Source organism: Vreelandella sp. DA03-1M, from assembly GCF_055725665.1.
Genome location: NZ_CM146798.1, coordinates 2525668 through 2539746 on the forward strand (window position 1 = coordinate 2525668; position 14079 = coordinate 2539746).

Below are 14079 nucleotides of genomic sequence, written 5' to 3' on the forward strand. Positions count from 1 at the left end.
TACAACAACAGTGGAGTTTGGCATGGCAACGATTGCGTTCCTGCTCAATGGTGCCCCCCACCAGTGTGAGGTTTCACCGAACACGAGCATTTTAACCTTATTACGCGAGCATTTGGCGTTAACAGGCACCAAAGAGGGCTGCGCATCGGGTGACTGCGGTGCTTGTACCGTAGCAATTGGCGAGCAAAACGCTGACACCCACACGTTTACCAGTGCCAACGCCTGTATCACACCAGCCCATCAACTTCAGGGTAGGCATTTAGTCACCGTTGAAGGGCTAGCTAAAGAGGGACGTCTGCACCCAGCCCAAGAAGCGATGATCGAATGCCATGGTAGCCAGTGTGGTTTTTGCACGCCGGGTATTGTTATGTCACTTTTCACACTGCATAACGACCTTACCCAGCGGCCTGCTCCGCTAACCCCAGAACGCCTTGAAGCAGCCCTGGGTGGCAACTTGTGCCGTTGCACGGGCTATCGCCCTATTCGGGATGCTGCGCTGCGCATGAATGATATGTCCTATGAGCGCCCCCAATGGCAAGACGCGGCGCTGCCAACGTCAGAAAATGATGCTGAAATAACAGACACTACAGCGAAAACGCTTTTTTTTGCCCAGCCTCTCTCCTTGACAGCCCTAACACGGCTGCGCCAAGAAGCCCCTCAGGCACGCTTGGTGGCAGGAGGCACGGACCTTTGGTTGGAAAGCACGCAGCGCTTGGCTTCGCTTGATCAGTTGATTGATGTTTCTCGCGTTGCCGAGCTGTTAACAGTAGAAGCGACAACGTTTGAAGGACAACCTGGCTGGTGGATTGGCGCCGGGGTCACCTATACTCAGCTTGAACCACTGTTTGAAGAGCACTTCCCCGCCTTTGCTCATCTGCTGCACCGATTAGGCTCTCAGCAGATCCGTAACCGGGGAACGCTGGGTGGCAATATCGCCAATGCCTCTCCTATTGGTGATACGCCACCCGTGCTACTTGCCTTGGGTGCTCAGGTAGAAATTGCCAGCACCAACGGCAAGCGGTGCTTAGCGCTGGAGGATTTCTTTCTCGATTACAAAAAGACCGCTTTGGCGGCTGATGAAGTCGTTTCGCGGATTTTCATTCCGCAGCCGGTTGAGGACAGTCACCTACGCGTCTGGAAGTTATCCAAGCGCCGTGAAGATGATATCTCTGCGCTACTCGGTGCCTTTAGCTACCGCATTGAACAAGGTACCTTGCACGATGTACGCATCGCTTTTGGGGGAATGGCCGCTACTCCCAAGCGCGCGAAAGCTGCTGAAGCAGCGCTCGAAGGGAGCACCTTAACTGCGGAAGCTTTTCGCGCCGCTCAGCAGGCACTCGATGACGACTTCCAGCCCATGAGTGATGTGCGGGGCAGTCAGCATTATCGCCAGCAAGCCGCCAAGAACCTGTTTGAACGTCTCTATCTTTCTCTCTCAGCGCCCGACCATGAGGTGATGCTCCATGCGTACGCTCACTAAACTGGACGGCGATAGCAGCCGTGCCCGCCGTGAACTACACGACCACATTCAAGGCTCTGGCCCCTTAGCGCGCCATACGGTAGACAGTAGTGGCCAGCGACAGGCGGGAAGCGCAAGTTTTCACGAGAGTGCTGAAAAGCACGTTACCGGCAAGGCCGCTTATATTGACGACTTGGTACTGCCCGCCGACGCCCTGCATGTGGCGCTTGGTCTATCTCCCGTCGCCCACGGCACCTTAACGCAGCTTGATCTCAGCAAGGTGAAAGAGGCACCGGGGGTAGTCGATGTGATTACCTTTCATGAAGTGCCAGGGCATACCGATATCGGGCCGGTTTTTCCGGGCGATCCCATTTTTGTCGATCAAGCGATCAGCTACGCAGGCCAATGCCTGTTCGCCGTTGCCGCAACGTCGTTGCAGGCGGCTCGCCGTGCCGTCAAGTTAGCCGCCATTAGCATCGATGAGCAGCCTGCCAGTTTAGACCCGGTGGCCGCGACGGAGCGTGAAGAGTTTGTGCGCCCTACCCATGTGCAGACCCGTGGCGATTGGCAGCAGGCGCTTGATCAAGCGGAACAGCTGATTGAGGGCGAGCTATTCGTCGGTGGTCAAGAACACTTCTATTTGGAAGGCCAGGCCTGCGTGGTTCATCCCACCGAGGATGAAGGCGTTGTCGTCCATACCTCCAACCAGCACCCCAGCGAAACCCAGAAGCTGGTGGCGGAGGTGCTCAATATTCCCTTTCATGCCGTAACCGTTGAAGTGCGTCGTATGGGCGGTGGCTTTGGAGGCAAAGAGACGCAGGCTTCTCCCTGGGCATGCATCGCTGCCATTATTGCCCGCCGCACGGGTAAAACGGTTCGACTCCGTTTACCTCGCAGCGAAGATATGCGCGCAACAGGCAAACGTCATCCTTTTCATAACCGCTATCGGTTAGCGATTGACTCTCAGGGTGTGCTTCAAGGTGGCGAGATCACCGTGATCGGTGATTGTGGGTACTCGCCTGACCTTTCCGACGCCATCGTTGATCGCGCTATGTTTCATGCCGACAATGCCTACTCGTTAGGTGAAGCACAGGTCACGGGTCATCGTGCAAAAACGCATACCGCGTCCAATACAGCTTTTCGGGGCTTCGGTGGCCCTCAGGGAATGATGATTATCGAAGCGGCCATGGACGATATTGCCCGCCAGATTGGTGAAGACCCGCTGACTATTCGTAAGCGCAATTTCTACCGCGATGGTCGCGAGGTTACCCACTATGGCCAGCAGGTCGACCAGCGGCAACTCCTCCATACACTCGTTGAAACCCTCGAAAGCGACAGCGATTACTGGACACGGCGCAAAGCGGTCAGTGACTTCAACGCCACCAGCCCTGTGATTAAAAAAGGACTGGCACTTACCCCGGTTAAATTTGGCATTTCGTTTACCGCCCAGCATCTTAATCAGGCGAGTGCTCTTCTGCATGTTTACACCGACGGCAGCGTGATGATCAATCACGGCGGTACCGAGATGGGCCAAGGTCTACATACTAAAATTTGTCAGGTGGTGGCTCGCGAGCTGGGCCTGGATCTGGAGAAGGTACGCATTACCGCTACGCGAACCGATAAAGTCCCCAATACCTCCCCTACCGCTGCCTCCAGCGGTGCTGACTTGAACGGTATGGCTGCACGGGATGCCTCCAGCAAGCTGCGAGAACGCCTGTTTGATTTTGCCGCCGCGCACTATTCAGAGGGCTTGGATCGCGAAGGAATGCGCCTGGAAGATGGCATGCTAGTGGCCGGGTTCGGCGAGAGCGAGCGCCGCATACCCTGGGGTGAGTTGGTGCAAACAGCCTACCTCAATCGCATATCGCTATCTGAAAAAGGTTTCTACGCCACACCGCTTATTCACTATGATCGTTCAGTGGGTCAAGGCCGACCCTTCTACTACTACGCGTTTGGGGCGGCAGTGGCAGAGGTGAGCGTGGATACCTTGAGCGGGGAGTATCAGGTAGACCGTGTCGATATTTTGCATGACGTGGGAGATTCACTAAATCCCGCCATTGATATTGGCCAGGTGGAGGGCGGCTTTATTCAAGGAATGGGCTGGTTGACCAGTGAAGAGCTTAAGTGGAACGACAAAGGCGTGCTGGTCAGCGATGGTCCAGCGACCTATAAAATCCCTACCTTTGGCGATTTACCGCCTATCTTCAATGTCGCGCTACTGGAGGGGCACCCTAACTCCATGGCCAGTCTCTACCGCTCAAAAGCCGTGGGTGAGCCCCCTTTTATGCTGGGTATTTGCGTCTGGTCGGCACTGCGTGATGCGCTATCGAGCCTGACTGATTACGCCATCTCTCCCCACTTAGATACACCGGCCACGCCGGAGCGGGTCATTCTGGCAGCCAACGCGATCAGGAAGAAAGTGCTGTGAGTTCTAGTCAACACCCAGAAAGCTGGCATGCGGCGCTACACCGCTTACAGCGCGATGGCATACCCCATGTACTAGCCACTCAAGTGACCAGCGCAGGCTCAACACCCCGCGAGCCTGGCGCACGCATGGTGATCACCGACGATGATATCTTCGATACGCTGGGTGGCGGTACCTTTGAGTGGCAAACCATTAGCGCTGCACGTGCGTGTTTGACAGAACAGCGCTACGGCATCAGCTTGGAAGCCTTTTCTCTGGGCGGACGAAGCGGTCAGTGCTGTGGTGGGTTCGTTAATATCCTTTTGGAAGCCTTTCCAGGCACTACAACGCACATTGCGATCTTTGGTGCAGGCCACGTAGGGCAGCAAATTGTAAAGCTAAGTGCGCCGCTGCCCTGGCAGTTGCACTGGTACGATAGCCGTAGCGATGCGTTTGCCGAACAGCAGCAGCCACGACTTAGCTGTTATTCACTCCAGGATGCGCAGCAAAGTGTCGCCGCCTTGCCTGCAGACACCCATTCGCTGGTATTGACGCATAACCATGACGAAGACTATGCGTTGATCAAAGCGCTGATCGCGCGCGATGATATCGCATCGATTGGGCTGATTGGTTCGGACAGCAAATGGGCAAGCTTTGAAGGACGCCTGAAGCGCGATGGTTACTCCGCCGATCAAATTGCGCGGGTGCGATGCCCCATCGGGCGCATCCACGCCACTAAGCTGAGTAATAAAACGCCCTATGCGATTGCTTTAACGGTGGTGGCTGAACTGCTTTGGCTAACGGACACGCCCTCCTCGCAAGAAAACCGCGGCCTTGACTCCCAGGCAGTGCGAACGCTAATGACCGACTCCCCGACGACCCCGAGTTAATATGAATTCTTCTACTGATACGTTTATTCGTGCCGAATTGATTAGCTTTGCCCGTGACCCTGGCGATGGCAATACACCTGAACCGGGCAGCTTAGAGCATTACGGCGACGGGCTGCTCTGGTTGAAAGGCCAGCATATTCATGCCGTTGGCCATTTCACCGAACTCTCACCTTTGCTACCCAAAGGGGCCGACGTTCTCGATTATCGTAACAAACTGATTATGCCGGGGTTTATCGATACCCACGTGCACTATGTGCAGCTGGATATCATGGCTTCTTATGGCCGTCAACTACTTGACTGGCTAAACGACTATACCTTTCCGGAAGAGTGTCGCTTTGCTAATCATGCCCATGCAGAAGCCCTGTCTAATGCTTTTTTGGATGAGATGCTACGTGCGGGCACTACCACTGCCCAGGTGTTTGGCTCTAGCCACCCTGGCTCCGTGGACGCCTTTTTCACTGCCTGTCAAAAGCGTGAGTTGCGTATGCTGGTGGGCAAGGTATTGATGGATCGTAATGCGCCAGAGGCGCTGATGGACGGTGCATCTGGCATTGCTGACAGCGAACGACTTATTGAAGATTGGCACGGCAATGGCCGACTGGGCTATAGCGTCACACCGCGCTTTGCGCCTACATCGACCAAAACGCAGATGGATGCTGCCGGTGCCCTCTTACGTAATGACCCAACCCTTTGGTTACAGACACACTTGGCTGAAAACAGCGGTGAGCTAGACTGGGTAGCCGAACTGTTTCCAGGCAGTCGCGACTATTTGGCCGTTTATGAAGAGGCAGGCTTAGTCGGCCCCCGTAGCACATTCGCCCATGGCATTCATCTTGATAACGGCATGCGCACGCGCTTGGCGGATCGCGGCGCCAATATTGCCTTTTGTCCCAGCTCCAATCTTTTCCTGGGTAGCGGGTTATTCGACCGGGAAGCAGCCAAACAGACGGGCATGGCATATACGTTTGCCAGCGACATCGGTGCAGGCACTGATTTATCGGGATTTGGAACGCTTAAAGCAGCCTATCAAGTGGGTCAACTTGGAGGGCAGCCTCTTACTGCATGGCAAGGTTTTTATGGGTTAACCATGGGGAATGCAAAAGCACTCTCGCTGGATAGCCACATCGGTCAGTTAGCTCCCTCACTTGAGGCTGACTTTGTGGTGATTGACACCCAGGCAACATCGCTACTCTCTCGACGTATCAGTCATTGCACCACGCTCGGCGAGCGGTTATTCGCGTTAATGATGCTGGCGGATGATCGCGCTATTTATGAAACATGGGCTGGTGGGCAGTGCCAGCATCGTAGAGATACCATCTAATCACAGTGCAACGGTGGCAGCTTCAGCTCGCGATGACCGTTGCCACCGAAAGTCGAAATGGCCACGTCGCTGCGCTCCTCGCCATGACAGAGGAAGGTGACACGGTAGTGCTTTTCTTCCAGGCAACAAAAAACCCAGCCGGATGGCTGGGTTTTCTGCGGTATAGGTGCCTGACGATGACCTACTCTCGCATGGGGAGACCCCACACTACCATCGGCGCTAAGCGGTTTCACTGCTGAGTTCGGCAAGGGATCAGGTGGTTCACGCGTGCTATGGTCGTCAGGCGTAACTGGCGGTATATCATGCTGACTCGTTAATAACGAGATCGTTATTCACTCATTTGTGAGCGTCTTACTGCCTGCCGCCCTGGCAGTCTATTGCCTGGGCCACACGCTGCGTATCCGGCTTTCTGTTGATCTCTCAACCTTAACGTCATCATCACGACCAGACCCCTTGGGTGTTATAGGGTCAAGCCTCACGGGCCATTAGTACACGTTAGCTCAACGCCTTGCAGCGCTTCCACACCGTGCCTATCAACCAGCTGGTCTCGCTGGGCCCTTCAGGAGGCTCGAGGCCTCGGGGATGTCTCATCTTGAAGGGGGCTTCCCGCTTAGATGCTTTCAGCGGTTATCCCGTCCGCACATAGCTACCCGGCAATGCCACTGGCGTGACAACCGGAACACCAGAGGTGCGTCCACTCCGGTCCTCTCGTACTAGGAGCAGCCCTTCTCAAACATCCAACGCCCACGGCAGATAGGGACCGAACTGTCTCACGACGTTCTAAACCCAGCTCGCGTACCACTTTAAATGGCGAACAGCCATACCCTTGGGACCGACTTCAGCCCCAGGATGTGATGAGCCGACATCGAGGTGCCAAACACCGCCGTCGATGTGAACTCTTGGGCGGTATCAGCCTGTTATCCCCGGAGTACCTTTTATCCGTTGAGCGATGGCCCTTCCATACAGAACCACCGGATCACTAGAACCTGCTTTCGCACCTGCTCGACGTGTCTGTCTCGCAGTCAAGCACCCTTATGCTCTTGCACTCATTGCACGATGTCCGACCGTGCTGAGGGTACCTTCGTGCTCCTCCGTTACGCTTTGGGAGGAGACCGCCCCAGTCAAACTACCCACCACACACTGTCCTCGATCCCGATCAGGGACCCAAGTGAGAACGCCAATGATGCCAGGCTGGTATTTCAAGGTCGGCTCCCTTTGAACTGGCGTCCAAAGTTCCAAGCCTCCCAGCTATCCTACACAGGCAACAACAGCGTCCAGTGTGAAGCTATAGTAAAGGTTCACGGGGTCTTTCCGTCTAGCCGCGGGTACACCGCATCTTCACGGCGATTTCAATTTCACTGAGTCTCGGGTGGAGACAGCGTGGCCATCATTACGCCATTCGTGCAGGTCGGAACTTACCCGACAAGGAATTTCGCTACCTTAGGACCGTTATAGTTACGGCCGCCGTTTACCGGGGCTTCGATCAAGAGCTTCGGACGAATCCTAACACCATCACTTAACCTTCCGGCACCGGGCAGGCGTCACACCCTATACGTCCGCTTGCGCGTTAGCAGAGTGCTGTGTTTTTACTAAACAGTTGCAGCCACCTGGTATCTTCGACCGGTTCTCGCTGAAGCCGCGAGGGCTCTCACGATACGCCGGCGTGCCTTCTCCCGAAGTTACGGCACCATTTTGCCTAGTTCCTTCACCCGAGTTCTCTCAAGCGCCTTGGGATTCTCACCCTGACCACCTGTGTCGGTTTGGGGTACGGTCGCACATGATCTGGTGCTTAGAGGCTTTTCCTGGAAGCGTGGCATCAGTGACTTCCAGCCCGTGGGCTGTTCGTCTCGTGTCTCGGCCTTGAGGAACCGGATTTGCCTGATTCCTCAGCCTACTCACTTTCACCAGGACTACCAACGCCTGGCTCACCTAGCCTTCTCCGTCCCCCCATCGCAATCATGTCCGGTACGGGAATATTGACCCGTTTCCCATCGACTACGCCTTTCGGCCTCGCCTTAGGGGCCGACTCACTCTGCTCTGATTAGCATCGAACAGAAACCCTTGGTCTTCCGGCGAGGGAGTTTTTCACTCCCTTTATCGTTACTCATGTCAGCATTCGCACTCGTGATACCTCCAGCAGACCTCTCGATCCACCTTCATCGGCTTACACGACGCTCCTCTACCGCTCATTCCTAAGAATGAACCCGTAGCTTCGGTACCTGGTTTAGCCCCGTTACATCTTCCGCGCAGGCCGACTCGACTAGTGAGCTATTACGCTTTCTTTAAAGGATGGCTGCTTCTAAGCCAACCTCCTAGCTGTCTGAGCCTTCCCACATCGTTTCCCACTTAACCAGGATTTGGGGACCTTAGCTGACGGTCTGGGTTGTTTCCCTTTTCACAACGGACGTTAGCACCCGCTGTGTGTCTCCCACGCTGGCACTCACCGGTATTCGGAGTTTGCCTCGGGTTGGTAAGTCGGGATGACCCCCTAGCCGAAACAGTGCTCTACCCCCGGTGGTGATACGTGAGGCGCTACCTAAATAGCTTTCGAGGAGAACCAGCTATCTCCGGGCTTGATTAGCCTTTCACTCCGATCCACAAGTCATCCAAATCTTTTTCAACAGATCCTGGTTCGGGCCTCCAATTGATGTTACTCAATCTTCACCCTGCTCATGGATAGATCGCCCGGTTTCGGGTCTATTTCCAGCGACTGGTGCGCCCAGTTAAGACTCGGTTTCCCTACGGCTCCCCTATACGGTTAACCTCGCCACTGAAAATAAGTCGCTGACCCATTATACAAAAGGTACGCGGTCACAGAACGAGTCTGCTCCCACTGCTTGTACGCACACGGTTTCAGGATCTATTTCACTCCCCTCTCCGGGGTTCTTTTCGCCTTTCCCTCACGGTACTGGTTCACTATCGGTCAGCCAGGAGTATTTAGCCTTGGAGGATGGTCCCCCCGTCTTCAGTCAAGGTTTCTCGTGCCCCGACCTACTCGATTTCACGTGATCAGATTTTCGACTACGGGGCTATCACCCGCTACGGCCGAGCTTCCCAGCTCGTTCGCCTAATCGGTCACACGCTTAAGGGCTGCTCCCCGGTCGCTCGCCGCTACTGGGGGAATCTCGGTTGATTTCTTTTCCTCAGGGTACTTAGATGTTTCAGTTCCCCTGGTTCGCCTCTCACGCCTATATATTCAGCGCAAGATACTCAGCTTGTGCTGAGTGGGTTTCCCCATTCAGAAATGCCCGGGTCACAGGTTGTTTGCCACCTCGCCGAGCCTTATCGCAGGCTTCCACGTCTTTCATCGCCTCTGGCTGCCTAGGCATCCACCGTGTGCGCTTCATTGCTTGACCCTATAACCCGAAGGAGTCTGGAATCTCGCAATGACAACGATTGCCGGATACGCTTGAGACGTATCACAAAACAATTACGTCGGAACGTGTCACCACGTTCCTGTCAGCATGATATACATTGTTAAAGAGCGACTGTTCAATGAACAGTGATAAGACGACGCCTGGCGTGCGGCTTATCAATGGTCACGAAACAATAACAAACGGTATCTAAGGTAAAGACAATAGTACGTAATGGTGGAGCCAAGCGGGATCGAACCGCTGACCTCCTGCGTGCAAGGCAGGCGCTCTCCCAGCTGAGCTATGGCCCCATCTAGTCACTCTTAGTCACACTCACCTCTGGCCAATTTTATTTATCGCAAGGCGTTTTATGGCGACGCATAGCCTGCTATGCGAGTCATAAAATAACGCAGCGATAGATAAAATTTGGTGGGTCTGGGCAGACTTGAACTGCCGACCTCACCCTTATCAGGGGTGCGCTCTAACCAACTGAGCTACAGACCCAAGAGGGGATCTTGCGTAAACCGTTTGCTCTATCACTTGATCAGGTAATTCATTGTGAGCGCTTGCCGCGAGGCGGATGCATCGATTAAGGAGGTGATCCAGCCGCAGGTTCCCCTACGGCTACCTTGTTACGACTTCACCCCAGTCATGAACCACACCGTGGTGATCGCCCTCCAAAGTTAGGCTAACCACTTCTGGTGCAGTCCACTCCCATGGTGTGACGGGCGGTGTGTACAAGGCCCGGGAACGTATTCACCGTGCCATTCTGATGCACGATTACTAGCGATTCCGACTTCACGGAGTCGAGTTGCAGACTCCGATCCGGACTGAGACCGGCTTTAAGGGATTCGCTGACTCTCGCGAGCTCGCCGCCCTTTGTACCGGCCATTGTAGCACGTGTGTAGCCCTACCCGTAAGGGCCATGATGACTTGACGTCGTCCCCACCTTCCTCCGGTTTGTCACCGGCAGTCTCCTTAGAGTTCCCGCCATTACGCGCTGGCAAATAAGGACAAGGGTTGCGCTCGTTACGGGACTTAACCCAACATTTCACAACACGAGCTGACGACAGCCATGCAGCACCTGTCTCTGCGTTCCCGAAGGCACCCCGGAATCTCTTCCGGGTTCGCAGGATGTCAAGGGTAGGTAAGGTTCTTCGCGTTGCATCGAATTAAACCACATGCTCCACCGCTTGTGCGGGCCCCCGTCAATTCATTTGAGTTTTAACCTTGCGGCCGTACTCCCCAGGCGGTCGACTTATCGCGTTAACTTCGCCACAAAGTGCTCAAGGCACCCAACGGCTGGTCGACATCGTTTACGGCGTGGACTACCAGGGTATCTAATCCTGTTTGCTACCCACGCTTTCGCACCTCAGCGTCAGTGTCAGTCCAGAAGGCCGCCTTCGCCACTGGTATTCCTCCCGATCTCTACGCATTTCACCGCTACACCGGGAATTCTACCTTCCTCTCCTGCACTCTAGCGTGACAGTTCCGGATGCCGTTCCCAGGTTGAGCCCGGGGCTTTCACAACCGGCTTATCACGCCGCCTACGCGCGCTTTACGCCCAGTAATTCCGATTAACGCTCGCACCCTCCGTATTACCGCGGCTGCTGGCACGGAGTTAGCCGGTGCTTCTTCTGCGAGTGATGTCTTTCCTACCGGGTATTAACCGATAGGCGTTCTTCCTCGCTGAAAGTGCTTTACAACCCGAGGGCCTTCTTCACACACGCGGCATGGCTGGATCAGGGTTGCCCCCATTGTCCAATATTCCCCACTGCTGCCTCCCGTAGGAGTTCGGGCCGTGTCTCAGTCCCGATGTGGCTGATCATCCTCTCAGACCAGCTACGGATCGTCGCCTTGGTGAGCCGTTACCTCACCAACCAGCTAATCCGGCATAGGCTCATCCGATAGCGGGAGCCGAAGCCCCCTTTCTCCCGTAGGACGTATGCGGTATTAGCCTGGATTTCCCCAGGTTATCCCCCACTACCGGGCAGATTCCTATGCATTACTCACCCGTCCGCCGCTCGTCAGCATCCAGCAAGCTGGATCTGTTACCGCTCGACTTGCATGTGTTAGGCCTGCCGCCAGCGTTCAATCTGAGCCATGATCAAACTCTTCAGTTTAAGATCTATGCGGTTCTTGCCTGTCACCGAAGCAACAGAAGCGAACCAAACTTGGCTCAAGGTTCAAACGAATTCATTCAAAACAGATCCCAAAGGACGAATCCTTTAAAACCTTATTGCTTGAGTCGCTTGCCTTGATATTCGGTGATTTGTCACCAACGTCAGCAAGCGCCCACATGAATTACCTGATCAAATTGTTAAAGAGCCAGTCGATGAGGCCGTGCCCCGTTGACGTGTGCGTATACTACCCGATTCACCGCTAGGGTCAACAGCGATTTGAACATTTATTACTAAAAGTCGTTAAAGATTAGGGCTCACAATGCACGCGCCATAAAGCAACGCAAGATATGATCTGGGTCAAAACGGCTACCCCCTTCTCCCATAAGCTTACAGACAGTGGACGTTGGGCTCTTCGCACGAAGCCCAAAATGCCGATTATAAAAGCGAGGGAGATTAAACATGACCGTAAAAGCCACCTTACTACCCGCACTGGCGGCCAGCAGCTTTCTTGCTGCAAGCGTAGCCATGGCTGACGATGGCTTGGAAAATTACCGCCAACGCTTCGAGGCACTGCCTTACCTGCCGCCAATCCCTGCGGACAACTCATTAACAGAAGAGAAGGTAGAACTCGGCAACATGCTGTTCTTTGAACCACGCATCTCGTCGAGTGGCGTTATCAGCTGTGCCACCTGCCACAATCCAGCGCTTGGTTGGGCTGACCGAATTCCTCGCGCTGTTGGTCACGATGGGCAGGTCGGTGAACGTAACACCCCCACCGTGTTGAACAGTGGCTTTTTAGGGGCACAGTTTTGGGATGGCCGTGAGCCTGATTTAGAAGGCCAAGCACTAGGCCCTATTGAAGCACCTGTAGAAATGGCGATGGATCTGGAAATGGCCCTGGAGCGGCTGGTGGGATTCGAGCTCTATCAGGAAAAATTCAACGCCGCCTATCCTGATCAAGAAGAACCTATCACCGATGATAATCTGGCCCACGCGTTGGCCGCTTTCCAGCGTACGCTCAATACACCCAACTCACCTTTTGATCGTTACCTACACGGTGATTTAGAGGCAATTAACCAGCAAGCCAAAGACGGCATGGTGGCTTTTGTTGATAATGGCTGTATCGCTTGCCATCGCGGCCCTGCCTTAACCGATAGCCAATTTCATGCGATTCAGGTTCCAGGCTCAACCGATTTAGGTCGTTACGTAGTCACCGAAGAAGAGAGCGATAAGTACCGTTTCAGGACGCCTACGCTGCGCAATGTGGCGGTGACCTATCCGTATATGAATAACGGTGCGACTGAAACACTGGAAGAAGCGGTCGCTATAATGGGCAAAGAAATGCTCGGGCGGGAATTTGATGATGACACCATTAGTGATATTACCGCGTTCCTTCATACACTAACCGGTGAAATGCCTGATTTTGACGTACCCGCTCTACCCTGAACTACTGTTCTAAACCGACACGCAAACTATCGCCCTAGCAAGAGCAACCGCCTGGTCATTCCACCAGGCGGTGAAACATTACACTACGGCTAAGCGAGCCAGCAGCTCTTCGCGACGCTTTGGAGTAGCAAAAGCTTCTTCGATAGCATTGCGGGTTAGCTGACGAAAAACCGCCTCATCCCAACCAAACGCCTCGGCGCAAGCAATGTGATTGGTCAGCATACCACCACCAAAATAGGCGGGGTCATCCGAGCTAATGGTCACTTTCAGCCCTTTTGCCAAAAGCCTGGGCAGGGGATGATCACGCAAATCCTCGACTACCTTTAAGCTGACGTTTGAGAGCGGGCAAACCGTTAGAACAACCTGCTGGCTGCGCAAACGCTCAACTACTTCATCACTTTCTAAACAGCGCACTCCATGATCAATGCGCTGCACATCAAGCACATCCAAAGCTTCTTTAATATACTCTGCGGGGCCTTCCTCCCCCGCATGAGCCACGCGCACAAGCCCAAGCTGCTTGGCACGCTTAAACACCTCAGCAAATTTTACCGGGGGATTATTCTGTTCAGCACTATCCAGACCGATAGCATCCAGCATTTTCCAATAGGGAGCGGCTTGTTCAAGTACATGCAATGCCTCATCTGCAGGACGATCGCGCAGAAAAGCCATAATCATGCCGATAGAGAGATCAAGTGTCTCCTCGGCTTCCTGCTTGGCTTTTAATAATCCCTCCATGACCACCTCAAGGGGAACTCCACGTTGCAGATGCGCCTGGGGGTCAAAATGCATGTCGATATGAACAACACCTTCCCCCCGCGCACGCTTAAAATAGTCCATCGCCAGGTCGTAAAAGTCTTCCTCGTTACGCAGCACGCTCATGCCCTGAAAATAGAGATTCAGGAACCCCTGCAGATCGTTGAAGTGATAAGCATCTTTGGCTTCTTGAACTGTCGTATAGGGCAACTCAATTCCATTGCGCTGCGCTAGCGCAAACATTAATTCTGGTTCCAATGAGCCTTCGATGTGCAAATGGAGCTCTACTTTGGGAAGGTCGCGTAAAAATTCGTGCATAGAGGGCTCCTA

General features: G+C 54.2%; 6 protein-coding genes, 2 tRNA genes and 3 rRNA genes. 5 read left to right on the forward strand and 6 right to left on the reverse strand.

Annotated features, from left to right (window positions below; all coding sequences use genetic code 11):
- The first annotated feature begins 22 nt into the window (after positions 1-22).
- Genes xdhA through guaD form a run of 4 tightly spaced genes read left to right on the forward strand, consistent with a single transcriptional unit; the run spans position 23 to position 6074 of the window.
- A complete protein-coding gene (gene xdhA, locus ACXUPB_RS11800) occupies positions 23-1480 on the forward strand; it encodes a xanthine dehydrogenase small subunit (protein ID WP_472952548.1) in 1458 nt (485 codons plus the stop codon).
- On the forward strand, positions 1464-3887 hold the full coding sequence (gene xdhB / locus ACXUPB_RS11805) for a xanthine dehydrogenase molybdopterin binding subunit (RefSeq protein ID WP_472952550.1): 2424 nt from the start codon (positions 1464-1466) through the stop codon (positions 3885-3887). Before xdhA ends, xdhB begins: the two co-directional genes overlap by 17 nt.
- Positions 3884-4753, forward strand: a complete 870-nt coding sequence (gene xdhC / locus ACXUPB_RS11810; protein ID WP_472952552.1) for a xanthine dehydrogenase accessory protein XdhC — start codon at positions 3884-3886, stop codon at positions 4751-4753. The genes xdhB and xdhC overlap by 4 nt, the downstream gene beginning before the upstream one ends.
- Position 4754: 1 nt before the next feature.
- On the forward strand, positions 4755-6074 hold the full coding sequence (guaD, locus tag ACXUPB_RS11815) for a guanine deaminase (protein ID WP_472952555.1): 1320 nt from the start codon (positions 4755-4757) through the stop codon (positions 6072-6074).
- Positions 6075-6242: 168 nt separating this feature from the next.
- On the opposite strand, the gene rrf is transcribed toward guaD, so the two are convergent.
- The 5 genes from rrf to ACXUPB_RS11840 form a co-directional block, all read right to left on the reverse strand.
- A 5S ribosomal RNA gene (gene rrf / locus ACXUPB_RS11820) occupies positions 6243-6358 on the reverse strand.
- Positions 6359-6538: 180 nt separating this feature from the next.
- Positions 6539-9430 (reverse strand): 23S ribosomal RNA (locus tag ACXUPB_RS11825).
- A 232-nt stretch (positions 9431-9662) separates the two neighbouring features.
- Positions 9663-9738: transfer RNA gene (locus ACXUPB_RS11830), tRNA-Ala, on the reverse strand.
- A 116-nt stretch (positions 9739-9854) separates the two neighbouring features.
- Positions 9855-9931, reverse strand: a tRNA-Ile gene (locus ACXUPB_RS11835).
- A gap of 86 nt (positions 9932-10017) precedes the next feature.
- A 16S ribosomal RNA gene (locus ACXUPB_RS11840) occupies positions 10018-11550 on the reverse strand.
- The 16S, 23S and 5S rRNA genes sit together here with 2 tRNA genes alongside, the layout of an rRNA operon.
- A gap of 459 nt (positions 11551-12009) precedes the next feature.
- On the opposite strand from ACXUPB_RS11840, the gene ACXUPB_RS11845 reads away from it, so the two are divergent.
- The gene (locus ACXUPB_RS11845; RefSeq protein ID WP_472952556.1) at positions 12010-12996 is read left to right on the forward strand and encodes a cytochrome-c peroxidase; all 987 of its coding nucleotides are present in this window, start codon (positions 12010-12012) and stop codon (positions 12994-12996) included.
- A 78-nt stretch (positions 12997-13074) separates the two neighbouring features.
- Here the strand turns inward: ACXUPB_RS11845 and ACXUPB_RS11850 are convergent, their stop codons facing one another.
- Positions 13075-14067: an adenosine deaminase gene (locus ACXUPB_RS11850; protein ID WP_472952558.1), complete on the reverse strand. Its 993-nt coding sequence runs from the start codon at positions 14065-14067 to the stop codon at positions 13075-13077.
- Between the last annotated feature and the right edge of the window lie 12 nt (positions 14068-14079).